This window comes from Pseudomonas sp. Marseille-Q0931, assembly GCF_940789645.1.
In the GTDB taxonomy this organism is placed as follows: Bacteria; Pseudomonadota; Gammaproteobacteria; order Pseudomonadales; family Pseudomonadaceae; genus Aquipseudomonas.
In genome coordinates this window covers 301,434-322,123 of the sequence record NZ_CALNWT010000003.1, presented here as the reverse complement: position 1 = coordinate 322,123, position 20,690 = coordinate 301,434, and the positions used below count along the sequence as shown (strand labels likewise).

Here is a 20,690-nt window from a genome sequence, read left to right as displayed (position 1 = left end):
CGCTCCTCTTGGTTCTGGCGCTATCTTGGCGGCCGGTGCGATGACCGGCAAGCCTGCTTTACAGGCCGCTCGGCCCTTTCCTCGGGGTTGGGCGGCCGGCTGCTTTCATGCCATGATGCCTGGCAAAACAAGACTCCGAGTATGCCCATGCTGGACGAGTTGCTCCATCGCGTGCGCGGCTACAGCCCGCACCCTCTGGAGACCGAGCGCAGCTTCCCCGAGGCGGCGGTGCTGGTCCCGATTACCCGCAGTGATGAACCTGAGCTGGTGCTGACCCTGCGCGCCAGCGGTTTGTCGACCCACGGTGGCGAGGTCGCCTTCCCGGGTGGCCGGCGCGATCCGGAAGATCGCGATCTGGTAGACACCGCGCTGCGTGAGGCCGAGGAGGAGATCGGCCTGCCACCGGGGTTGGTCGAAGTGGTCGGGCCGCTCAGCAGCCTGGTGTCGCGGCATGGCATTCAGGTCACGCCTTACGTCGGAGTGGTGCCGGACTACGTCGAGTACAAGGCCAACGATGCCGAAATCGCCGCGGTGTTCTCGGTGCCGCTGGAGTTCTTCCGCAGCGACCCGCGCGAGATAACCCACCGTATCGATTACCTCGGGCGCAGCTGGTACGTGCCGTCCTACACCTATGGCGAGTTCCGCATCTGGGGGCTCACGGCGATCATGGTGGTGGAGTTGGTCAACCTGATCTTCGACGATGCGCAAATCGCCCTGCACCAGCCGCCCGAACACTTCATACACCTGCGCTGACTAGCGCCGAGGACTGACGAGCATGAAATACCGTCTGGGAAGCTCCCGTGTCGATGCCCATCCCGATAGTTGGGTCGCGCCAAGCGCCGATCTGATCGGCAAGATCCGCCTGGAGGCGGGGGCCAGCGTCTGGTTCGGTGCGGTGCTGCGCGGCGACAACGAACTGATCCATATCGGTGAGAACAGCAACGTGCAGGACGGCAGTGTCATGCACACCGACATGGGCTTTCCGTTGACCCTGGGCAAGGGCGTCACCGTCGGCCACAACGTGATGATGCACGGCTGCAGCGTCGACGATTACAGCCTGATCGGCATCAACGCGGTGATCCTCAACGGCGCCAGGATCGGCAAATACTGCATCATCGGCGCCAACAGCCTGATTCCCGAAGGCAAGGTGATTCCCGATGGCAGCCTGGTCATGGGCAGCCCGGGCAAGGTGGTGCGCGAACTGACCGAGCAGCAGAAGAAGATGCTCGAAGCCAGTGCCGCCCATTACGTTCATAATGCGCAGCGCTATGCCCGAGAGCTGGTTGTTGACGATGAGTGACGAAAAACCCGTGCGCTCGCCCTGCGTACATGTCTGCGCGCTGGACGAGCAGGACATCTGCATCGGCTGTCAGCGTACGGCTGCCGAAATCACCCGCTGGGGCCGCATGGACAATGCCGAGCGCCGCGAGGTGCTGCAACTTTGCCTGGAGCGCGCCCGCGCCTGCGGCCTGCTACTGACGCCTTCCTGATTCACTGTTCGAGGAAACCCTCATGCCCCGTATTGGAACCCCTCTGTCGCCCTCCGCGACCCGCGTACTGCTGTGTGGCTGCGGCGAGCTCGGCAAGGAAGTGGTGATCGAGCTGCAGCGCCTGGGCTGCGAAGTCATCGGCGTGGATCGCTATGCCAATGCCCCTGCCATGCAGGTGGCGCATCGCAGTCACGTTATCGACATGCTCGACGGCGCGGCCCTGCGCGCGGTGATCGAGAAGGAGCAGCCGAACTACATCGTCCCGGAGATCGAGGCCATCGCCACTGCCACGCTGGTCGAGCTGGAGGCCGAAGGTTTCAACGTGGTGCCGACCGCGCGCGCCGCGCAACTGACCATGAACCGCGAGGGCATTCGTCGCCTGGCGGCCGAAGAACTGGGGCTGCCGACTTCACCATATCATTTCTCCGACACCTTCGAGGATTACGCCGCGGCGGTGAAATCCGTCGGCTACCCCTGCGTGGTCAAGCCGATCATGAGTTCCTCCGGCAAGGGCCAGAGCGTGCTCAAGAGCGACGCCGACCTGCAGCGTGCCTGGGAGTACGCCCAGGAAGGTGGTCGTGCCGGCAAGGGCCGGGTGATCGTCGAGGGCTTCATCGATTTCGATTATGAAATTACCCTGCTGACCGTGCGTCACGCGGGTGGCACCAGTTTCTGCGCGCCGATCGGCCATCGTCAGGAGAATGGCGACTATCAGGAGTCCTGGCAGCCGCAGCCGATGAGCGCCAAGGCACTGGCCGAATCTGAGCGCGTCGCCCTGGCCGTGACCGAGGCGCTGGGCGGGCGTGGTCTGTTCGGTGTCGAACTGTTCGTCAAGGGCGATCAGGTGTGGTTCAGCGAGGTCTCGCCGCGCCCGCATGACACCGGTCTGGTGACGTTGATCTCTCAGGAACTTTCCGAATTCGCCCTGCATGCGCGCGCCATTCTCGGCCTGCCGATCCCGGTGATCCGCCAGATGGGGCCATCGGCATCGGCGGTGATTCTGGTGGAAGGCGATTCGCAGCAGGCCAGCTTCGCCAACCTCGGCGCTGCGCTGAGCGAGGAAGACACGGCGCTGCGTCTGTTCGGCAAGCCGGAAGTCAAAGGCCAACGGCGCATGGGCGTGGCGCTGGCGCGTGACGCCTCCATTGAAACGGCTCGCGCCAAGGCGCTGCGTAGCGCGCAAGCGGTTCGCGTGCAGCTGTGAGCCGGCACGCGCTGTGGTGGCTGGCGACCTTGCCGCTGCTGCCATTAGCGCTGCCTCTGGCCCTGCACACCCGGCGTACGGCGTTGCGCCTGCCGGTTGCGCAGGGCGAGCCGAGCGGCATCGCCGCGGCGCATTTGCCGGGTGAGCCGTTTCGCCTGCTGCTGATCGGTGAGTCGACCGTGGCCGGCGTCGGCGTCACCCGTTTCGATCAGTCTCTGGCGAGTTGCCTGGCCGCTGCCCTGGCCGAACGTCTGGGGCGACCGGTGCGCTGGCGCGCCTGTGGCGAGAACGGCATCACCGTAGCTCAGGCACATGAGCGTCTGCTGCCGCTGGGGCTGGCGGAACCTGCCGATCTGGCGCTGCTGGTATTCGGCGTCAATGACACCACGGGCCTGACTGCGAGCAGGCGCTGGCTGCAGGCGCTTACGGCGATGGCCGATGCGCTGGCAGCTCGGGGTTGTCTCGTGGCGTTCAGCGCGGTGCCGCCGTTACAGCATTTCAGCGCCTTGCCCTGGTTGCTGCGGCAATTGATGGGTTGGCGCGCGCGTTTGCTCGATGGTGAATTGCAGAATCTCGCGCAACGCCTCGGGGCGATGCATTGCGCGCTGGAGCTACCGTTCGAGGCCCACTATCTGGCCGAGGATGGCTATCACCCGTCGGCGCTGGGCTACCGGCAATGGGCGGCGGGGCTTGGCGAACGCCTCACTCCGTTTCTTCAGCGTCCGGTTTGATCTTCTTCACCTGCCACACGCGCACGCTCTTCACCCGGTTTTCCGCGGCCTGGAGGATCTCCAGGCGATAGGGGCCGATCTTCAGGCAGACGCTGCTGTCGGGGATGGTTTCCAGCGCCTCGGTGATCAGGCCGTTGAGGGTCTTGGGCCCATCGCTGGGCAGGTGCCAGCCGAGGGTCTTGTTCACTTCGCGAATGTAGGCGGCACCATCGATGACCAGCGTGCCGTCTTCCTGCGGGTGGATGTCGGGGCTGCGCAGGCTGTCCTGGTTGCTGAAGTCGCCGACGATCTCTTCGAGGATGTCTTCCAGGGTGACGATACCGATCACGTCGCCGTATTCGTCGACGACGATGCCGATGCGCCGCTTCTGCTTCTGGAAGTTGATCAGCTGGGTCGCCAGCGGCGTATTTTCCGGGATGAAATAGGGTTCGTTGCAGGCTGCCAGCAGCGCGTCCTTGGTCAACTGGTTATGCGTCAGCAGGCGGGCGATCTGGCGCATGTGCACCACACCCTCGATCTGGTTGATGTCGCCGCGGAACACCGGCAGGCGCGTGTGCGGCGTGCTGCGCAACTGGCCGACGATGACCTCCAGGTCGTCGTCGAGATCGATGCCGGCCACTTCGTTGCGCGGAATCATGATGTCATCGACCGTGACCCGTTCCAGATCGAGAATGCCCAGCAGCATGTCCTGGCGGTTCTTCGGCAGCTCCGAGCCGGATTCGCGCACCACGCTGCGCAGCTCCTCGGTGGACAGGCTGTCACTGGCGCGCTGCGCCGGATCGACGCCGACCAGGCGCAGCAGGCCGTTGCTGATCACACCGGTCAGCCATACCACCGGGTAGAGCACGCGTTGCAGCAGGCTCAGCACGCGACTGGCAGGGAAGGCGACCAGTTCCGGGCGCAGTGCAGCCAAGGTCTTGGGCGTGATCTCGCCGAAAATCAGTACAACGATGGTCAGGCCGGCGGTGGCGATGGCGATGCCTGCCTCACCCCACATATCGACCGCCAGCACCGTGGCGATGGAGGCGGCGAGAATGTTGACCACATTGTTGCCGACCAGGATGGTGCCGAGCAGGCGGTCCGGGCGGTCGAGCAAGCGGGTCACGCGTTTGGCGCCGCTGTGTCCTTCCTTGGCCAGATGCTTGAGCCGATAGCGGTTGAGGCTGAGCATGCCGGTCTCGGAGCTGGAGAAGAACGCCGAGCAGAGAATCAGAAAAATCAGCAGGCCGAGCAGGTAGGTCGAATGAAGGTCGTTCACGACGTCTGCCTCAGATGTGCAGGATGAATTCGCGCACCAGCTTGCTGCCGAAGTAGGCCAGCATCAGCAGGCAGAACCCGGCGAGGGTCCAGCGAATGGCCTTGTGACCGCGCCAGCCGAGCTGGTGGCGACCCCACAGCAGCACTGCGAACACCACCCAGGCGAAACAGGACAGGATGGTCTTGTGCACCAGGTGCTGGGCGAACAGATCATCGATGTACAGCGCGCCGGACAGCAGCGACAGCGACAGCAGCACCCAGCCAGCGAAGAGGAAGCCGAACAGCAGGCTTTCCATGGTCTGCAGCGGGGGGAAGTTGCGGATCAGCCCGGATGGATGCTTGTGCTTGAGCTGATAGTCCTGCAGCAGCAACAGCACCGACTGGAACACGGCGATGGTGAGCATGCCGTAGGCCAGCACCGACAGCAGGATATGGGCGAGGATGCCGGGGTGTTCGTCGATCGGGTTGATCGTGCCGCTGGGCATGAACTCCGCGGCCAGCACGGTCAGCGTGCCGAGCGGGAACAGCAACAGAAGCAGGTTTTCCACCGGTATGCGCACGCAGGCCAGAAGAATCAGGCCGATGACCGCGCAGGCGATCAGGCTGGCTGCATTGAAGAAGTCCAGGTTGAGACCGTGTACGTCGTACAGCTGGAAAAACAGGCTGACGACATGCAGGCACAAGGCGAGCACACCAAGCGACGCCAGCAGGCGTTTGTCGGGAATGCTGCGCTGCGTCAGGCGCAGACCTTGGTAAGCGGCGGCGCCGGCATAAAGGAGGGCGGCGGCGAGGCTGGGCAACAGAGGGTGCATAAATCCGTGTAAGGCGAGCCCGAAAGGCGCTGAGTGTGGCACAGAAGGGCGTCGACACGAAAGACTGCCGGCGGTGTCGGCGGCTCGGCGACTCCGCTATAATCCGCCGCCTGTCGTACACCCGGCGCGCCGGGTCGCACCTATCAAAGGAACGCGCATGTTCGAAAATCTAACCGATCGCCTGTCTCAGACGCTGCGTAACGTCACGGGCAAGGCCAAGCTGACCGAAGACAATATCAAGGATACGCTGCGCGAAGTGCGTATGGCCCTGCTCGAGGCCGACGTGGCCCTGCCGGTGGTCAAGGACTTCGTCGGCAAGGTCAAGGAGCGTGCCGTCGGCACCGAGGTGTCCAAGAGCCTGACCCCGGGCCAGGCATTCGTGAAGATCGTCCGCGCCGAGCTGGAAGAACTCATGGGCGCGGCCAACGAGGACCTGGCGCTCAACGCCACGCCGCCTGCCGTGGTGCTGATGGCCGGCCTGCAGGGCGCGGGCAAGACCACCACCGCCGGCAAGCTGGCCAAGTTCCTCAAGGAGCGCAAGAAGAAATCGGTGCTGCTGGTGTCCGCCGACGTCTATCGTCCGGCTGCGATCAAGCAGCTGGAAACCCTGGCCGGCGACCTCGGCGTCACCTTCTTCCCCTCCGATGCCAGTCAGAAGCCGGTGGACATCGCCAATGCGGCCATCCGCGAAGCCAAGCTGAAGTTCATCGACGTGGTCATTCTCGATACCGCCGGCCGTTTGGCCGTGGACGCCGAGATGATGGCCGAGATCCAGGCGCTGCATGCGGCGGTCAAGCCGGTTGAAACCCTGTTCGTGGTCGATGCCATGACCGGTCAGGACGCCGCCAACACGGCCAAGGCGTTCAGCGATGCGCTGCCGCTGACCGGTGTGGTGCTGACCAAGGTCGACGGTGACGCTCGCGGCGGTGCCGCGCTGTCGGTGCGCCACATCACCGGCAAGCCGATCAAGTTCATCGGTATGGGCGAGAAGAGCGACGCGCTCGAGCCGTTCCACCCGGATCGTATCGCCTCGCGCATCCTGGGCATGGGCGACGTGCTCAGCCTGATCGAACAGGCCGAACAGACCCTCGATCGCGAGAAGGCCGAGAAGCTCACCAAGAAGCTGAAGAAGGGCAAGGGCTTCGACCTCGAAGACTTCCGCGACCAGCTGCAACAGATGAAGAACATGGGTGGCCTTGGCGGCCTGATGGACAAACTGCCGTCCATCGGTGGCGTCAACCTGTCGCAGATGGGCAGTGCCCAGGGCGCGGCCGAGAAGCAGTTCAAGCAGATGGAAGCGATCATCAACTCGATGACGCCTGCCGAGCGCCGCGATCCGGACATCATCAGCGGCTCGCGCAAGCGCCGCATCGCCCTGGGCTCCGGTACTCAGGTGCAGGACATCGGGCGGCTGATCAAACAGCACAAGCAGATGCAGAAGATGATGAAGAAATTCACCGCCAAGGGCGGCATGGCCAAGATGATGCGCGGTATGGGCGGCATGCTTCCCGGTGGCGGCGGAATGCCGAAATTCTAGGAAAGCAGCCACAAGCCACGAGCTTCAAGCCGCAAGAAAGAGCTGCAGTCTGAAAATCTGCTTTTACTTGTAGCTTGTGGCTTGAAGCCTACCGCTTTTGCTCATAGAATATGCGGCCTTTCGGGCCTAGGCCCATTTTTGATGTGTGCCTCAAGTTAGCACCGACTACAGGAACGATGTTCTCATGGTAACTATTCGTCTCGCTCGCGGCGGCTCCAAAAAGCGCCCCTTCTACCACCTGACCGTGACCAACAGCCGCAATGCGCGCGACGGTCGCTTCGTAGAGCGTATCGGTTTCTTCAATCCGATCGCCTCGGGTGCTGAAGTCAAGCTGTCCGTAAACCAAGAGCGCGCTACCTACTGGCTGAGCCAGGGTGCACAGCCGTCTGAGCGCGTTGCTCAGCTGCTCAAGGAAGCTGCCAAGGCTGCTGCCTAAGCATCTTCTATGAGTACGACGCCGGCCGTCGCCGAGGATCTGATCGTTCTCGGCAAGATTGTTTCGGTGCACGGCGTCAAGGGTGAAGTGAAGGTGTACTCCTTTACCGATCCCATCGATAACGTGCTCGATTACCGCCACTGGACGCTCAAGCGTGACGGTGAGGTAAAGAAAGTGGAATTGGCCAGCGGCCGCCTGCAAGGCAAGGTGCTGGTAGCCAAGTTGAAGGGTCTGGATGATCGCGAAATTGCGCGTACCTACGCCGGTTTCGAGATCTGCGTGCCGCGTAGCGAGCTGCCGGACCTGGATGACGGCGAGTTCTACTGGTACCAGTTGCAGGGCTTGAAGGTCATCGATCAGGCGGGGCAGTTGCTCGGCATGGTCGACCATCTGTTCGAGACCGGTGCCAACGATGTGATGGTGGTCAGGGCTTGCGCAGGCAGCCTGGATGATCGCGAGCGTCTGCTGCCCTACACGGACCAGTGCGTGCTTTCGATCGATCTGGCGGCTGGCGAGATGCGGGTCGACTGGGATGCGGATTTCTAAGGCTCATGCGCGTAGAAGTCATCACCCTGTTCCCGGAAATGTTCGCCGCCATCGGCGAGTACGGCATCACCAGTCGTGCGGTCAGGCAGGAGCTGCTCAAGCTCAACTGCTGGAACCCGCGGGACTACACGACGGATCGCCACCATACGGTGGATGACCGCCCCTTCGGCGGTGGTCCGGGGATGGTGATGAAGATCAAGCCTCTCGAGGACGCTTTGGCCAGTGCCAGGCAGGCCGCGGGGGAGACGGCGAAGGTGATCTACCTGTCGCCGCAGGGGCGTAGTCTGAATCAGGCTGCGGTCCGCGAGCTGGCGCAGGAGGATGCATTGATCCTGATCGCCGGTCGTTATGAAGGCATCGACGAGCGTTTCATCGAGACGCATGTCGATGAGGAATGGTCGATTGGCGACTACGTCCTGTCCGGCGGTGAGCTGCCGGCCATGGTGCTGATCGATGCGGTGACGCGCCTTTTGCCTGGTGCATTGGGTCATGCCGATTCGGCCGAGGAGGACTCCTTTACGGATGGCCTGCTCGACTGCCCGCACTACACCCGCCCGGAGGTGTATGCGGATAAACGTGTTCCCGAAGTGTTGCTTAGTGGCAACCACGAACACATCCGGCGCTGGCGTTTGCAGCAGTCCCTTGGTCGGACCTGGGAACGCCGCGCTGATCTTCTGGATAGCCGCTCGCTTTCTGGAGAAGAGAAGAAGCTGCTGGAGGAATACATCCGCCAGCGGGACGATAGTTAACGTATCGATGGCAGGCCGGGAGGCTTGTCTTAGGAGCGAAGCATGACCAACAAAATTATCCAGATGCTCGAAGCCGAGCAAATGAACAAAGAAATCCCGACTTTCGCACCGGGCGACACCGTTGTCGTGCAAGTGAAAGTGAAGGAAGGCGACCGTCAGCGTCTGCAGGCTTTCGAAGGCGTCGTGATCGCCAAGCGTAACCGCGGCCTGAACAGCGCTTTCACCGTGCGCAAGATCTCCAGCGGTGTTGGCGTCGAGCGTACCTTCCAGACCTACTCGCCGCTGGTCGACAGCCTGAGCGTCAAGCGTCGCGGTGACGTACGCAAAGCCAAGCTGTACTACCTGCGCGACCTGTCCGGCAAAGCCGCGCGCATCAAGGAAAAGCTGTCCTAAGTTCGGACGCTTCTCTGGAAAAGCAGCCTACGGGCTGCTTTTTTCGTTTCTGGCGTCCAGTAATCATGAGTAGCAGTGGCATGACTCCAAGAGAGCAAGAAATCCAGCGGCGCATCGCGCTATCGGAAACCCGTGTGACCAAGGCGGTGTTTCCGCCGACGACCAATCACCACAACACCCTGTTCGGCGGCACCGCGCTGGCCTGGATGGACGAGGTGTCGTTCATCGCCGCCACGCGCTTCTGCCGTTTGCCGCTGGTGACGGTGTCCAGCGATCGGATCGACTTCAAGCATGCGATACCGGCCGGCTCGATCGTCGAGCTGATCGGGCGGGTGATTAAGGCCGGCAATACCAGCCTCAAGGTGGAGGTCGAGGTATTCGTCGAGGGGCTGTATCAGGAAGGACGTGAGCGGGCGATCAGCGGTAGCTTCAGTTTCGTCGCTGTCGATGAGCAGCAAAAGCCCGTGCCGGTCTTGCCAGGCTTCGTTAGCTAGTCAGATGCCTGCCTGAATGTCAGGCTGGTCTGCTGGTGCGTCGGGTGCAGGCTGTGGAACACTTGCCTGCCCTGTAATTGAAGGTCACTCGATGCCTGCGCTGACTCACCCTCTAATCGAGCGCTTCCTCGAGGCGCTGTGGCTGGAAAAGGGGCTCTCGGCCCACACTCAGGCTGCCTACCGCAGCGATCTGGAACACTTCAATGCCTGGCTCGATGCGCGCGGCCTGGCGCTGCAGCACATTGGTCGCGATGCCATTCTCGATCATCTGGCCTGGCGCCTCGAGCAGGGCTATCAGGCGCGCTCCACGGCGCGCTTTCTCTCCGGGGTGCGCGGTTTCTACCGTTTCCTGCTGCGTGAAACGCTGATCAGTGAAGACCCAACCTTGCAGGTCGAGCTGCCGCAGATCGGTCGCCCATTGCCCAAGTCGTTGTCCGAAGCGGATGTCGAGGCGCTGCTGCAGGCGCCGGACCTGGATGACCCCATTGGCCTGCGTGATCGCGCCATGCTCGAAGTACTCTATGCCTGCGGCTTGCGCGTCAGCGAGCTGGTTGGTCTGACGCTGGAGCAGGTCAATCTGCGCCAGGGCGTGTTGCGGGTGTTCGGCAAGGGCAGCAAGGAGCGTCTGGTGCCGCTGGGCGAGGAGGCCATCGCCTGGATCGAGCGTTACATGCGCGAGGCGCGCCCGCTGTTGCTTGGCGGCAAGCCAAGTGATGTGCTGTTCCCCAGTCTGCGTGGCGAGCAGATGACCCGGCAGACCTTCTGGCATCGCATCAAGCACCAGGCGCAGGTCGCCGGTATCAGCAAGGCGCTGTCGCCGCATACCTTGCGCCATGCCTTCGCCACGCATCTGCTCAATCACGGCGCCGACCTGCGCGTGGTGCAGATGCTGCTGGGTCACAGCGACCTGTCCACTACGCAGATCTACACGCATATCGCGCGTGCCCGCCTGCAGGAGCTGCATGCGCAACACCACCCGCGTGGCTGACTGGCCATAAACGAAACCCCGTCACCGTTGCCGGTGGCGGGGTTTCGCTGTGCTTGGCGAGCGGCTCGGGGCGATCAGCTCTGCAGTGTGCAGGCGCTGGAAAGTTGCTCGTAGCTGAGGGTTTCCACCTCACCCGCACTGTTGCGGTAGGTCATCTGCGCCGTGACCACTTCGCACTGGGCGCTATTGGGCACGTCGATGGAAATCACCTTGGCGATATCCAGGTTCTGGCCGTAGCGGTAGGGCGTGGCCTCGGCGCTGTGGGCCAGGGTGGTGAGCAATGCGCTGAGAGCGATGGCGGTCAGTGCGGGGGCGAACAGGGTGCGGGTTTTCATGGTGGTTCTCCTCTTGGCGCCGCGCTCGGGCTATGGCTGCGAGCGCTGGCTGCTATCTGTCAGACGATGGTCAGGGTGACGTCGATGTTGCCGCGGGTGGCGTTGGAGTACGGGCAGACGATGTGCGCGCGATCCACCAGGGTTTGTGCGGCGTCGCGATCCAGGCCGGGCAGGCTGATGCGTAGTTCCACTTCGATGCCGAAGCCGGTGGGGATGGCGCCGATGCCGACGGTGCCTTCGATGAAGGTGTCAGCCGGGATGCTCAGCTTGTCGCGGGCGGCGACGAATTTCAGGGCGCCGAGGAAGCAGGCGGAGTAGCCGGCGGCGAACAGTTGTTCCGGGTTGGTGCCGTTACCGCCGGCGCCACCGAGTTCTTTCGGGGTGGTCAGGGCGATGTCGAGGATGCCGTCGGAGGACACTGCGCGGCCTTCACGGCCACCAAAGGCTTCAGCGGTTGCACGGTAGAGAACGTTTTCGATAGTCATGGCGGTGATCCTTTTAGGTAATGTGGTGATGGATTGGTTCGCTAATGTCTTGTGCGCCAACCGTTTCCATGGAGCGAACTGTAATGCGCAAAATATTAGCGCGCAAGATAAATATAAGGATCTTTTCGCTATATGCCTTAACGTTATTGGAATAAGGCTCGGAAGCCCGCGTCTCGGTTGTGCGTATGGCCGTTGGTTCTGACGCAGCTTATGCGTCGTCTGCTACCTGATCGGCTGTCTGGCGCGCCATCTGTGGTAGGCTGTAGCGATTTTCACCGGTCCGTCGTTCGACAGGAGTGTTCATGTCCCTGACCCGTATTTCCATTGCTCTGGCGCTCACGCTGGGCAGTAGCGTCACGCTGGCTGCCGACCCCGATCAGGTCATTCGTCAGTCACTGAAGTCGCTCGACGCCAGCCTGCCGATCGAGGCCATTGCCGAGAGTCCGATGACCGGCATTTATCAGGTGCAACTGGAAGGTGGTCGCCAGCTCTATACCAGCGCTGATGGGCAGTTCCTGCTGCAGGGCTATCTGTTCCAGGTCAAGGACGGCAAGGCCGTCAACCTGACCGAAATCGAAGAGAGCCGCGCCGTGGCCAAGCAGATCAACGCCATTCCAGCCAAGGAAATGGTGGTGTTCGCGCCCAAGGCGCCGAAGACCCATATCACGGTCTTCACCGATACCGACTGCGGCTATTGTCAGAAGCTGCACAGCGAAGTGCCTGAACTCAACCGCCTGGGCGTCGAAGTGCGTTATGTCGCCTTTCCGCGGCAGGGGCTGAACAGCCCGGCGGCCAAGGAGCTGGTCAGCGTCTGGTGCGCCAAGGACCAGCAGGACGCGATGAATCGCGCCAAGACTCGCAAGGGTGTAGCCGATGCGACCTGCGACAACCCGGTGGCCAAGCAGTATCAGTTGGGTCAGATGATCGGGGTCAACGGCACCCCAGCCATCGTCCTGGCCAACGGCAAGATGATTCCGGGCTATCAGCCGGCACCGCAGCTGGCCAAAATTGCCCTGGAATCTAACTAAGAACCTGTCCACGACCTGCTGCGCGTCGGCTCTGCTGCGTTAAAAACAGGCTCGGAATGCTCATTTACACTTCGTAAACTGCGCTTCCTCGCCTGTTTTTGCCTTGCATAGCTCTAGCTCGCGAGCTCGTGAAAAGGTTCTGTGCGCCGTGGATTGACTAACAAACAGCCGCTTCGTAAGGTGCGGCTCTTTATCTGCGGCCGGGGCATGCTCCGGCCGTTTCGTGCAGTGCTGATGGGGAATTGAGTGTGAAGCCGGTCAAAGTGGGCATCTGTGGGTTGGGCACCGTCGGTGGCGGTACTTTGAATGTACTCAAGCGCAATGCCGAGGAGATTACTCGGCGCGCCGGTCGCGGCATCGAGATTGCCCAGATCGCCATTCGCTCGCCCAAGCCGCAGTACGACACCACCGGCATTGCCATGACCAGCGATGTGTTCGAGCTGGTCAACAACCCCGAGATCGACATCGTCATCGAGCTGATCGGCGGCTACACCTTGGCCAAGGAACTGGTGCTCAAGGCCATCGAGAATGGCAAGCACGTGGTTACCGCCAACAAGGCGCTGATCGCCGTGCACGGTAACGAGATCTTCGCCAAGGCGCGCGAGAAGGGCGTTATCGTCGCTTTCGAAGCTGCCGTCGCTGGCGGTATTCCAGTGATCAAGGCCATCCGCGAAGGTCTGTCTGCCAACCGCATCAACTGGCTGGCCGGCATCATCAACGGTACCGGCAACTTCATCCTTACCGAAATGCGCGAGAAGGGCCGTGCCTTCGAGGACGTGCTCAAGGAAGCGCAGGCGCTGGGTTATGCCGAAGCCGATCCTACCTTCGACGTCGAGGGCATCGATGCCGCGCACAAGCTGACCATCCTGGCCTCCATCGCTTTCGGCATTCCGCTGCAGTTCGACAAGGCCTACACCGAGGGCATCACCAAGCTGACCACTGCTGACGTGAACTATGCTGAGGCTCTGGGCTATCGCATCAAGCATCTGGGTGTCGCGCGTCGTACCGACGCCGGTATCGAGCTGCGCGTGCACCCGACGCTGATTCCGGCCGACCGTCTGATCGCCAACGTCAACGGCGTGATGAATGCGGTAATGGTCAATGGCGATGCGGTTGGTAGCACGTTGTATTACGGTGCCGGTGCCGGCATGGAGCCGACCGCATCAGCGGTGGTGGCCGACCTGGTGGACGTGGTGCGTGCGCTGACCACCGACCCGACCAATCGCGTGCCGCACCTGGCCTTCCAGCCGGACTCGCTGTCCGATCACCCGATCCTGCCGATCGAGGCGTGTGAGAGCGCTTACTACCTGCGCATCCAGGCCAAGGATCATCCGGGCGTGCTGGCGCAGGTGGCGAGCATCCTCTCCGAGCGTGGCATCAACATCGAGTCGATCATGCAGAAGGAAGCCGAGGAGCAGGACGGCCTGGTACCGATGATCCTCGTGACCCATCGTGTGGTCGAGGCGCGTATCATCGAGGCCATCGCCGCCATGGAAGCGCTGGATGGCGTGACCTCGCCGGTCATGCGTCTGCGCGTCGAACAGCTCAACTAATCCCGTGTCCACCCGCAGGCACAGGTCTGCGGGTGCAGTCGAACGAAGGTTTATCCCATGCGCTATATCAGTACTCGCGGCCAGGCGCCGGCCCTGAATTTCGAAGATGTGCTGCTGGCTGGCCTGGCCAGCGATGGCGGCCTCTACGTGCCGGAAAATCTGCCGCGCTTCACCGTCGAGGAGATCGCTTCCTGGGCTGGGCTGCCGTATCACGAGCTGGCCTTTCGGGTGATGCGCCCGTTCGTTGCCGGCTCCATCGCCGATGCCGATTTCAAGAAGATCCTCGAAGAAACCTACGGCGTGTTCGAGCACAACGCGGTCGCGCCGCTGCGCCAGCTCAATGGCAATGAGTGGGTGCTGGAGCTGTTCCACGGCCCGACCCTGGCGTTCAAGGACTTCGCCCTGCAGCTGCTCGGCCGTCTGCTCGATCATGTGCTGGCCAAGCGCGGCGAGCGCGTGGTGATCATGGGTGCCACCTCCGGTGATACCGGCTCGGCGGCTATCGAGGGCTGCAAGGCCTGCGACAACGTCGACATCTTCATCATGCACCCGCACAACCGGGTGTCCGAAGTGCAGCGCCGGCAGATGACCACCATCCTCGGTGAGAACATCCACAACATCGCCATCGAAGGTAACTTCGACGACTGCCAGGAGATGGTCAAGGCCAGCTTCGCCGATCAGGGTTTCCTGAAAGGTACGCGCCTGGTGGCGGTCAACTCGATCAACTGGGCGCGGATCATGGCCCAGATCGTCTACTACTTCCACGCAGCCCTGCAGCTCGGCGGGCCGGCGCGTTCGGTAGCTTTCTCGGTGCCGACCGGCAACTTCGGCGACATCTTCGCCGGCTACCTGGCGCGCAACATGGGCCTGCCGGTCAGCCAGTTGATCGTCGCCACCAACCGCAACGACATCCTGCACCGCTTCATGAGCGGCAATCAGTACGTCAAGGAAACCCTGCATCCGACCCTGTCGCCGTCGATGGACATCATGGTCTCGTCCAATTTCGAGCGTCTGCTGTTCGATCTGCACGGCCGCAACGGCGCTGCCATCGCCAGCCTGATGGACAACTTCAAGCAGGGCGGCGGTTTCAGCGTCGAGGAAGATCGCTGGACCGAGGCGCGCAAGCTGTTCGATTCGCTGGCGGTGAACGACGAGCAGACCTGCGAAACCATCACCGAGGTGTACAAGGAGTGCGGCGAGCTGCTCGACCCGCACACCGCTATCGGTGTGCGCGCCGCGCGTGAGTGCCGTCGCAGTCTGGCCACGCCAATGGTGGTGCTGGGCACTGCGCACCCGGTCAAGTTCCCCGAGGCGGTGGAGAAGGCCGGTATCGATGCGGTTCCGGCGTTGCCGGCGCACCTGACCGACCTGTTCCAGCGTGAAGAGCGTTGCACGGTGCTGGCCAATGACCTGAAGACCGTGCAGCAGTTCGTTGCCGCTCACGGCAATCGCGGCAAACCGCTCTGAGGCTGTCGCTTCGATAAAACCGGCGCCCTCGTGGCGCCGGTTTTGTTTACAGAGCGAAAATCAGGCCGGCTAGCGCCATCAGGATGATCAGCGTCACCCAGATCAGTGCGTTGAGGCGACTGGCGCGGACCACGCCAGCGCCACGCAGATGTACCGGCGGGTCGTTCTCCAGGTACTGATTGATGCGGCGTTCGGCCTCTTGCTGGTCGTTTGCCAGATACTCACTCAGCAGGTCGATGGCGGCCTGGCGTTGGCCGGCATGCACGAGCTGGCGTACCGCGGGTGGTAGTTCGTTCATGGCGCTGCCTGTCTCTCGGGTTGACGGGTTCAGGGTCACAACTGCGACCCGGTTCGCGCTTTTCTCCGTGCGCAACGGAAGCGTCTGCGGTTTAATTCGACACCTCGCGAATGGAAGCGTTTTGCCCGAATCATGGATGAGCCTGGTGCCTACCCTCTCTATCTCTCCCATTCCTCTCTTCATTCTTCGGCTTCGTGCCGAGGATGATCTGTGCGCGTCGATCTGACGAACGGCATCACATTTATCACATGTAATTGCTTTACGGTTTACATGTAAGGGGCTAGGCTGCGTCTCATGGATAGCAAATCATCAGCCCATTACCAGCGTCTTTATCGTCAGCGCCTGCGCGAGCAGGGCTTGGTGAAGAAGGAAGTCTGGATCTTGCCCGAGCATGCGCCGCTGCTGGTAGCGTTCGAGCGCAAACTGCGCCAGCCACAGTCACTGCTGGCTTCGATGGAGAAGGAGGAGGGTATGAACATGCCTCAAGTTTGGACCGCCCAGGCGCTGCATGAAGCCCTGGCGGCAACGGAACTGTTCCAAAGCGGCCAGGCCGGCATCGAGCTGATTCAGGGCGCCGACGCCAGCCTGCACATCACCATGCGCGAATACGGCGACCTGCCGCTGTTCATCGCCGTGTTCGGCGAGCAGATCATCGTCGAAGCGCTGCTCTGGCCGGCGAGCGATGTGCGCGACGCCACTGCCTTCAACGAAGAAGTGCTGCGTACCCACAAGCTGTTCCCGCTGTCGTCCATCGGCCTGGAGAAGATGGTCGACGGGCGCGACTGCTACACCATGTTCGGTGCGCTGAGTTCCTACTCGAGCCTGTCAGACGTGGTGTTCGAGATCGAGCTGCTGGCGGACAACGTGATCAAGGCCACCGAAGCCTACGAAGGCTTCCTCAAGACCGGCGCCTGAGAGGAGATAGGACGATGAATGTCTGGAGCAAACTGCTGACGGCGCTGCGTGGCGGTGCCAATGAAATGGGCGAAGCGGTGGTCGACAGCCAGGCGCTGCGCATCCTCGATCAGGAAATCCGCGACGCCGATCTCGAGCTGCGTAAGTCCAAGGAAGCGCTGGCCGAGATCATGGCCAAGCACAAGCTGGCCAGCGACAAGGTGAGCAAGAGCGCGGCCAGCATTGCCGAGTACGAGCAGTACGCGCTCAAGGCGCTGGAAGCGGGCAACGAGACCCTGGCCAAGGAAGTGGCCGAGAAGATCGCCAACCTGGAAATCGAACAGGCCAGCGAGCGCGAGCAGGCCGAAGGGTTCGCTGCCAGCGTGGCGCAACTGCGCAAGGCCGTGACCCAGGCCGAGGGCAATATCAAGCGTCTCAAGCAGCAGGTGGATACGGTCAAGGCCACCGAGAGCGTGCAGAAGGCGCAGATGGCCGTAGCCCAGCGCTATGGCGGCTCGCAGGCCAAGCTGCAGACAGCGGTCGAGTCGCTCGAACGCATCAAGCAGAAACAGGCCGAGCGCGCGGCGAAGATGGAGGCCTCGGCCGAGCTGGCAGCCACCAGCGCGCCGGACGATTCGCTGGAAGCCAAGCTGCGTGCGGCCGGCATCAAGGCCGACAACGCCAGCGCCGACAGCGTGCTGGCGCGCCTGAAGGACAAGTCCAAGGCTTGAATGGTGCGGGGCGTTCGCGCCCCGTTTCCCTACCTTAGGGAAAGGAAAAAATGGAACTCTTCCTGCAGACAGCGCTGTCATTCCCCACCGCCATCTACAGCTTCCTGCTGTGCGTGGCGGTCATCTATTGGCTCGTCGTCGCCGCCGGCCTGCTCGAAGTCGACCTGCTCGACATCGAAGCCGATTCGGTCATGGAAGGCGGCCAGACCGAAGGCCTTGCCGGCCTGCTCTACAAACTCAAGCTCGACGGCGTGCCAGTGACCCTGGTGCTGACGCTGCTGTTCTTCTTCGGCTGGTTCATCTGCTATTTCATCGAGCTGTGGCTGCTGCGCCATCTGCCGCTGGGCATTCTGCGCTACCCGTTGGGGCTGGTGATCATCGCCGGCGCCTTCGTCGTGGCGGCGCCGTTGTGCGCGGCGATCTGCCGGCCACTACGGCCGCTGTTTCACAAGGTCGAGGCGATCAGCAGCAAGTCGGTGCTGGGGCAAGTGGCGGTGGTGCGCAGCGGTCGCGTCACTGCCCGCCATGGCGAGGCGGTTCTGGAGGACGGCGGCGCCGGGCTGATTCTGCGCGTACGCGCCGATGAGGCGCTGGGTTTCAAGCGTGGCGACCGTGTGGTGCTGCTGGAATACCTGGCTGCCGAACACGCCTACCGCGTCATTACCGAAGAAGAGTTTCGCGGCGTCTAGCCACAATCGCTACGTAACAGACGACTGGCAGGGTAAGGCATCGCCAAACCTGCCTGCACAATTAGCAAAGGAGTAAAGCTGTAATGGAAAACTTCATTCCCTTCATCGTCGGGGCGGGGCTGGTCGTCCTCTTCGTGATCGCCTTGATCGCTCTGTTCAAGGCCTTCTACATCAAGGTTCCGCAGGGCACCGCGCTGATCGTCAACGACATGAGCTCGACGCCCAAGGTGCACTTCACCGGCTCCCTGGTGTACCCGGTGATCCACCTCAAGGAATTCATGAAGATCTCCCTGATCACCCTGGAAGTCGACCGCCGCGCCAAGGACGGGCTGATCTGCCGCGACAACATGCGCGCCGACATCACCGTGGCCTTCTACCTGCGCGTCAACGAGACCCAGGAGGACGTGCTCAAGGTGGCCAAGGCCATCGGTGTGGATCGTGCCTCCGATCGTGCTGCGGTCAACGAACTGTTCAACGCCAAGTTCTCCGAAGCCCTGAAGACCGTGGGCAAGCAGTTCGATTTCGTCGAGCTGTTCGAGAATCGTCAGGACTTCCGTGATCGCATCGTCGAAGTGATCGGCAACGACCTGAACGGTTACGTGCTGGAAGACGTGGCCATCGACTACCTGGAGCAAACCTCCAAGGCGTCGCTGGACCCGAGCAACATTCTCGACGCCGAAGGTATCCGCAAGATTACCGAGCTGACTGCCGCGCAGAACGTCATCACCAACGAACTGGAGCGCAACGAAGAGCTGGCGATCAAGAAGAAGAACGTCGAAACACGCGAAGCGACCTTGTCGCTGGAACGCCAGCAGGCCGATGCCGAAGCGCGCCAGAAGCGTGAGATCGAAACCATCCGTGCCCGTGAGGAAGCGGAAACCCTCAAGGTACGCGAGGAAGAGCGCCTGAAGGCCGAGCAGGCCCGCATCCAGACCCAGCAGGAGCTGGACATCCGCGCCGAAAACCACCAGCGCGAAGTGGAAGTGGCTCAGCAGAATCGCCAGCGTGCCGTGGTCATCGAGGTGGAGAAGGTCACCCGTGCCAAGGACCTGGAGGTGGTGTCCCGCGAGCGCGAGGTCGAGCTGCAGCGCATCGAGAAGGAAAAGGCGCTGGAAGAAGAGCGCAAGAACATCGCCGCCGTGGTGCGCGAGCGCGTGGCGGTCGAGAAGACCGTGGCCCAGGAAGAAGAGCGCATCAAGGAAGTGCGTGAAGTGTCCGAGGCCGAGCGCCTCAAGCAGGTCACCGTTCTCAATGCGCAGGCCGAGGCCGAGCAGGAGCTGGTGCGCCAGGTCAAGCAGGCCGAAGCCGACGAGACTCGTTCCAAGCACAAGGCCGTGGAAATCAACACCCTGGCCCAGGCCGAGCTGGAAGCAGCCGCCAAGAGCGCCGAAGCCAAGAAGAAACTGGCCGAAGGCATCGAAGCCGAGCGCGCCGCACCTGGCCTGGCCGATGCGCGTGTGCGTGAAGTCACCGCTGCAGCGAAAGAGAAGGAAGGTCTGGCCGAAGCCCGCGTACAGGCCGAGCGCCTGATCGCCGAAGCCAAGGGCGAGCAGGAAAAAGGTCTGGCGCTGGCGCGTGTCACCGAAGCGCAGGCTGCCGCCAAGGAAAAAGACGGCCTGGCCGACGCCAAGGTGCTGGAAGAGAAGCTGGGCGCCCAGGCGCGCGGCGAAGAGCAACTCGGCACCGCCAAGGCCAAGGCCACCCAGGACCTGGGTATGGCCGAGGCGCAGGTGCTGCTGGAGCGTCTGAACGCCGAGGCGGAAGGCCTGGGCAAGAAGTTCGGCGCGCTGGATGCGCTCAGCGACAACGCCCGTGCCCACGAAGAGTTCCGCATGCAGCTGGAGAAGAGCTTCGAGGAGGCCATGGCCGCCATCGCCGCCAACAAGGACATCGCCAAGGATCAGGCCGAGGTGCTGGCCACTGCGCTGGGCAAGGCGAAGATCGAGATCGTCGGCGGCGAGGGCGACTTCTTCAACTCCTTCGCCAAGTCGCTGTCGGTGGGCAAGGCCATCGAAGGCGTGGTCGGCAAGAGCCCGGTGGTGCAGGACGTGCTGTCGCGTCTGCTGGCCGGCAAAGCCGCCGCTGCCGCACCGGTGAACGCGCCGAGCGCAGGCCCGGAGCAGGCCTGAGGCCTTAATCGTGGGCGGCTGAAGTGCCGCCCACGCTATCTACCTTTCGATCAACCGGGGAATATGCGATGGCAGAGTCAAGAGACTATCTGGAGATGACCTTCCGCTCGATCCAGTGCTTCAGCAACGATGGTCGTCTGGACGCGCAGGAGCTCAAGAGCCTGCTGGAGATCGCCGAGCGCGACGGCGTGATCGACGACAACGAAGTACGGGTGCTGCGCAAGATCATTGCCCACGTTCGCCCCGAAGAGATCGACGCGGCGCTGCGCGACAAGATCGCCATCGTCGAGAAGAAGATCGGCGCCTGACTTGCCGGGTGGGGTCGCCCATCCGCCGCACACCAGATTGCCGCGGCCTGATCTTCGCCGCGCAAGCGCCACCCGCATTCCCAGTCCCCTTGCCTGGCTGAACAGGCGCGGGGCTGAAGGCCGCCTATCCAGGAAG

General features: G+C 62.5%; 25 protein-coding genes. 20 read left to right on the top strand and 5 right to left on the bottom strand.

Annotated elements, in window-relative coordinates:
• Nucleotides 1–147: 147 nt before the first annotated feature.
• The 5 genes from P3C50_RS10410 to P3C50_RS10390 are packed head-to-tail and all read left to right on the top strand — an operon-like array spanning nucleotide 148 to nucleotide 3,425.
• Nucleotides 148–753, top strand: a complete 606-nt coding sequence (locus P3C50_RS10410) for a CoA pyrophosphatase (RefSeq protein ID WP_275545944.1) — start codon at nucleotides 148–150, stop codon at nucleotides 751–753.
• 22 nt (nucleotides 754–775) lie between these two features.
• Complete coding sequence (locus tag P3C50_RS10405; RefSeq protein WP_275545943.1) at nucleotides 776–1,300, top strand: gamma carbonic anhydrase family protein; 525 nt, start codon at nucleotides 776–778, stop codon at nucleotides 1,298–1,300.
• Nucleotides 1,293–1,490, top strand: a complete 198-nt coding sequence (locus P3C50_RS10400; RefSeq protein ID WP_275545942.1) for a DUF1289 domain-containing protein — start codon at nucleotides 1,293–1,295, stop codon at nucleotides 1,488–1,490. The genes P3C50_RS10405 and P3C50_RS10400 overlap by 8 nt, the downstream gene beginning before the upstream one ends.
• Before the next feature lie 22 nt (nucleotides 1,491–1,512).
• Nucleotides 1,513–2,694, top strand: coding sequence for a formate-dependent phosphoribosylglycinamide formyltransferase (gene purT, locus P3C50_RS10395; RefSeq protein WP_275545941.1), 1,182 nt, complete (start codon nucleotides 1,513–1,515; stop codon nucleotides 2,692–2,694).
• On the top strand, nucleotides 2,691–3,425 hold the full coding sequence (locus P3C50_RS10390; RefSeq protein WP_275545940.1) for an SGNH/GDSL hydrolase family protein: 735 nt from the start codon (nucleotides 2,691–2,693) through the stop codon (nucleotides 3,423–3,425). The genes purT and P3C50_RS10390 overlap by 4 nt, the downstream gene beginning before the upstream one ends.
• Here P3C50_RS10390 and P3C50_RS10385 read toward each other — a convergent pair.
• Together P3C50_RS10385 and ccsA are read right to left on the bottom strand one after the other, a co-directional pair.
• Nucleotides 3,397–4,683: an HlyC/CorC family transporter gene (locus P3C50_RS10385; protein WP_275545939.1), complete on the bottom strand. Its 1,287-nt coding sequence runs from the start codon at nucleotides 4,681–4,683 to the stop codon at nucleotides 3,397–3,399. The genes P3C50_RS10390 and P3C50_RS10385 overlap by 29 nt on opposite strands.
• Nucleotides 4,684–4,693: 10 nt before the next feature.
• A complete protein-coding gene (ccsA, locus tag P3C50_RS10380) occupies nucleotides 4,694–5,494 on the bottom strand; it encodes a cytochrome C assembly family protein (RefSeq protein WP_197858512.1) in 801 nt (266 codons plus the stop codon).
• A 157-nt stretch (nucleotides 5,495–5,651) separates the two neighbouring features.
• Here ccsA and ffh point away from each other — a divergent pair, with 157 nt between their 5' ends.
• The 7 genes from ffh to xerD all read left to right on the top strand — a co-directional run bounded on the left by ffh (nucleotide 5,652) and on the right by xerD (nucleotide 10,637).
• Entirely contained in the window at nucleotides 5,652–7,031 is a 1,380-nt protein-coding gene (ffh, locus tag P3C50_RS10375) for a signal recognition particle protein (protein WP_275545938.1), read from the top strand.
• A gap of 184 nt (nucleotides 7,032–7,215) precedes the next feature.
• Nucleotides 7,216–7,467 carry a 30S ribosomal protein S16 gene (gene rpsP / locus P3C50_RS10370; protein ID WP_009403592.1) on the top strand — a complete coding sequence of 84 codons (252 nt, stop codon included), beginning with the start codon at nucleotides 7,216–7,218 and terminating at the stop codon, nucleotides 7,465–7,467.
• A gap of 9 nt (nucleotides 7,468–7,476) precedes the next feature.
• Complete coding sequence (rimM, locus tag P3C50_RS10365; RefSeq protein WP_275545937.1) at nucleotides 7,477–8,013, top strand: ribosome maturation factor RimM; 537 nt, start codon at nucleotides 7,477–7,479, stop codon at nucleotides 8,011–8,013.
• Nucleotides 8,014–8,018: 5 nt separating this feature from the next.
• The gene (gene trmD, locus P3C50_RS10360) at nucleotides 8,019–8,762 is read left to right on the top strand and encodes a tRNA (guanosine(37)-N1)-methyltransferase TrmD (RefSeq protein ID WP_143499718.1); all 744 of its coding nucleotides are present in this window, start codon (nucleotides 8,019–8,021) and stop codon (nucleotides 8,760–8,762) included.
• Between the two features lie 42 nt (nucleotides 8,763–8,804).
• Nucleotides 8,805–9,155: a 50S ribosomal protein L19 gene (gene rplS, locus P3C50_RS10355; protein ID WP_003246155.1), complete on the top strand. Its 351-nt coding sequence runs from the start codon at nucleotides 8,805–8,807 to the stop codon at nucleotides 9,153–9,155.
• Nucleotides 9,156–9,235: 80 nt separating this feature from the next.
• Nucleotides 9,236–9,649 (top strand): acyl-CoA thioesterase, encoded by a 414-nt coding sequence (locus P3C50_RS10350; protein ID WP_275545936.1) that lies wholly within the window; start codon nucleotides 9,236–9,238, stop codon nucleotides 9,647–9,649.
• A 91-nt stretch (nucleotides 9,650–9,740) separates the two neighbouring features.
• Nucleotides 9,741–10,637: a site-specific tyrosine recombinase XerD gene (gene xerD / locus P3C50_RS10345; RefSeq protein ID WP_275545935.1), complete on the top strand. Its 897-nt coding sequence runs from the start codon at nucleotides 9,741–9,743 to the stop codon at nucleotides 10,635–10,637.
• A gap of 74 nt (nucleotides 10,638–10,711) precedes the next feature.
• Here xerD and P3C50_RS10340 read toward each other — a convergent pair whose 3' ends face one another.
• Both P3C50_RS10340 and P3C50_RS10335 read right to left on the bottom strand, forming a co-directional pair.
• On the bottom strand, nucleotides 10,712–10,972 hold the full coding sequence (locus P3C50_RS10340; protein WP_275545934.1) for a DUF2790 domain-containing protein: 261 nt from the start codon (nucleotides 10,970–10,972) through the stop codon (nucleotides 10,712–10,714).
• 59 nt (nucleotides 10,973–11,031) lie between these two features.
• Nucleotides 11,032–11,457 (bottom strand): organic hydroperoxide resistance protein, encoded by a 426-nt coding sequence (locus tag P3C50_RS10335; RefSeq protein ID WP_106735689.1) that lies wholly within the window; start codon nucleotides 11,455–11,457, stop codon nucleotides 11,032–11,034.
• 302 nt (nucleotides 11,458–11,759) lie between these two features.
• Between P3C50_RS10335 and P3C50_RS10330 the strand changes: the two genes are divergently transcribed.
• The 3 genes from P3C50_RS10330 to thrC all read left to right on the top strand — a co-directional run bounded on the left by P3C50_RS10330 (nucleotide 11,760) and on the right by thrC (nucleotide 15,505).
• Entirely contained in the window at nucleotides 11,760–12,485 is a 726-nt protein-coding gene (locus P3C50_RS10330; RefSeq protein WP_275545933.1) for a thioredoxin fold domain-containing protein, read from the top strand.
• Nucleotides 12,486–12,733: 248 nt separating this feature from the next.
• Nucleotides 12,734–14,038 carry a homoserine dehydrogenase gene (locus tag P3C50_RS10325; RefSeq protein ID WP_197856303.1) on the top strand — a complete coding sequence of 435 codons (1,305 nt, stop codon included), beginning with the start codon at nucleotides 12,734–12,736 and terminating at the stop codon, nucleotides 14,036–14,038.
• A gap of 57 nt (nucleotides 14,039–14,095) precedes the next feature.
• Nucleotides 14,096–15,505 (top strand): threonine synthase, encoded by a 1,410-nt coding sequence (thrC, locus tag P3C50_RS10320; RefSeq protein ID WP_275545932.1) that lies wholly within the window; start codon nucleotides 14,096–14,098, stop codon nucleotides 15,503–15,505.
• 46 nt (nucleotides 15,506–15,551) lie between these two features.
• Here the strand turns inward: thrC and P3C50_RS10315 are convergent, their stop codons facing one another.
• Nucleotides 15,552–15,803: a hypothetical protein gene (locus P3C50_RS10315; protein WP_275545931.1), complete on the bottom strand. Its 252-nt coding sequence runs from the start codon at nucleotides 15,801–15,803 to the stop codon at nucleotides 15,552–15,554.
• A gap of 294 nt (nucleotides 15,804–16,097) precedes the next feature.
• Between P3C50_RS10315 and P3C50_RS10310 the strand changes: the two genes are divergently transcribed.
• The 5 genes from P3C50_RS10310 to P3C50_RS10290 all read left to right on the top strand — a co-directional run bounded on the left by P3C50_RS10310 (nucleotide 16,098) and on the right by P3C50_RS10290 (nucleotide 20,554).
• Nucleotides 16,098–16,718, top strand: coding sequence for a YjfI family protein (locus tag P3C50_RS10310; protein WP_275545930.1), 621 nt, complete (start codon nucleotides 16,098–16,100; stop codon nucleotides 16,716–16,718).
• Between the two features lie 14 nt (nucleotides 16,719–16,732).
• Entirely contained in the window at nucleotides 16,733–17,428 is a 696-nt protein-coding gene (locus tag P3C50_RS10305; protein WP_197856299.1) for a PspA/IM30 family protein, read from the top strand.
• 50 nt (nucleotides 17,429–17,478) lie between these two features.
• Complete coding sequence (locus tag P3C50_RS10300) at nucleotides 17,479–18,117, top strand: OB-fold-containig protein (RefSeq protein WP_275545929.1); 639 nt, start codon at nucleotides 17,479–17,481, stop codon at nucleotides 18,115–18,117.
• An 83-nt stretch (nucleotides 18,118–18,200) separates the two neighbouring features.
• Nucleotides 18,201–20,246, top strand: a complete 2,046-nt coding sequence (locus tag P3C50_RS10295) for a flotillin family protein (protein ID WP_275545928.1) — start codon at nucleotides 18,201–18,203, stop codon at nucleotides 20,244–20,246.
• 68 nt (nucleotides 20,247–20,314) lie between these two features.
• Nucleotides 20,315–20,554 carry a hypothetical protein gene (locus P3C50_RS10290; RefSeq protein ID WP_275545927.1) on the top strand — a complete coding sequence of 80 codons (240 nt, stop codon included), beginning with the start codon at nucleotides 20,315–20,317 and terminating at the stop codon, nucleotides 20,552–20,554.
• Nucleotides 20,555–20,690 lie beyond the last annotated feature (136 nt).

Bases quoted from the DNA above. Each gene is read 5' to 3' on its own strand.
- P3C50_RS10410 (WP_275545944.1), top strand. From the start codon at position 148: ATGCTGGACGAGTTGCTCCATCGCGTGCGCGGCTACAGCCCGCACCCT.
- P3C50_RS10405 (WP_275545943.1), top strand. From the start codon at position 776: ATGAAATACCGTCTGGGAAGCTCCCGTGTCGATGCCCATCCCGATAGT.
- P3C50_RS10400 (WP_275545942.1), top strand. From the start codon at position 1,293: ATGAGTGACGAAAAACCCGTGCGCTCGCCCTGCGTACATGTCTGCGCG.
- purT (WP_275545941.1), top strand. From the start codon at position 1,513: ATGCCCCGTATTGGAACCCCTCTGTCGCCCTCCGCGACCCGCGTACTG.
- ccsA (WP_197858512.1), bottom strand. From the start codon at position 5,494: ATGCACCCTCTGTTGCCCAGCCTCGCCGCCGCCCTCCTTTATGCCGGC.
- ffh (WP_275545938.1), top strand. From the start codon at position 5,652: ATGTTCGAAAATCTAACCGATCGCCTGTCTCAGACGCTGCGTAACGTC.
- rpsP (WP_009403592.1), top strand. From the start codon at position 7,216: ATGGTAACTATTCGTCTCGCTCGCGGCGGCTCCAAAAAGCGCCCCTTC.
- rimM (WP_275545937.1), top strand. From the start codon at position 7,477: ATGAGTACGACGCCGGCCGTCGCCGAGGATCTGATCGTTCTCGGCAAG.
- trmD (WP_143499718.1), top strand. From the start codon at position 8,019: ATGCGCGTAGAAGTCATCACCCTGTTCCCGGAAATGTTCGCCGCCATC.
- rplS (WP_003246155.1), top strand. From the start codon at position 8,805: ATGACCAACAAAATTATCCAGATGCTCGAAGCCGAGCAAATGAACAAA.
- P3C50_RS10350 (WP_275545936.1), top strand. From the start codon at position 9,236: ATGACTCCAAGAGAGCAAGAAATCCAGCGGCGCATCGCGCTATCGGAA.
- xerD (WP_275545935.1), top strand. From the start codon at position 9,741: ATGCCTGCGCTGACTCACCCTCTAATCGAGCGCTTCCTCGAGGCGCTG.
- P3C50_RS10340 (WP_275545934.1), bottom strand. From the start codon at position 10,972: ATGAAAACCCGCACCCTGTTCGCCCCCGCACTGACCGCCATCGCTCTC.
- P3C50_RS10335 (WP_106735689.1), bottom strand. From the start codon at position 11,457: ATGACTATCGAAAACGTTCTCTACCGTGCAACCGCTGAAGCCTTTGGT.
- P3C50_RS10330 (WP_275545933.1), top strand. From the start codon at position 11,760: ATGTCCCTGACCCGTATTTCCATTGCTCTGGCGCTCACGCTGGGCAGT.
- thrC (WP_275545932.1), top strand. From the start codon at position 14,096: ATGCGCTATATCAGTACTCGCGGCCAGGCGCCGGCCCTGAATTTCGAA.
- P3C50_RS10315 (WP_275545931.1), bottom strand. From the start codon at position 15,803: ATGAACGAACTACCACCCGCGGTACGCCAGCTCGTGCATGCCGGCCAA.
- P3C50_RS10310 (WP_275545930.1), top strand. From the start codon at position 16,098: ATGGATAGCAAATCATCAGCCCATTACCAGCGTCTTTATCGTCAGCGC.
- P3C50_RS10305 (WP_197856299.1), top strand. From the start codon at position 16,733: ATGAATGTCTGGAGCAAACTGCTGACGGCGCTGCGTGGCGGTGCCAAT.
- P3C50_RS10300 (WP_275545929.1), top strand. From the start codon at position 17,479: ATGGAACTCTTCCTGCAGACAGCGCTGTCATTCCCCACCGCCATCTAC.
- P3C50_RS10295 (WP_275545928.1), top strand. From the start codon at position 18,201: ATGGAAAACTTCATTCCCTTCATCGTCGGGGCGGGGCTGGTCGTCCTC.
- P3C50_RS10290 (WP_275545927.1), top strand. From the start codon at position 20,315: ATGGCAGAGTCAAGAGACTATCTGGAGATGACCTTCCGCTCGATCCAG.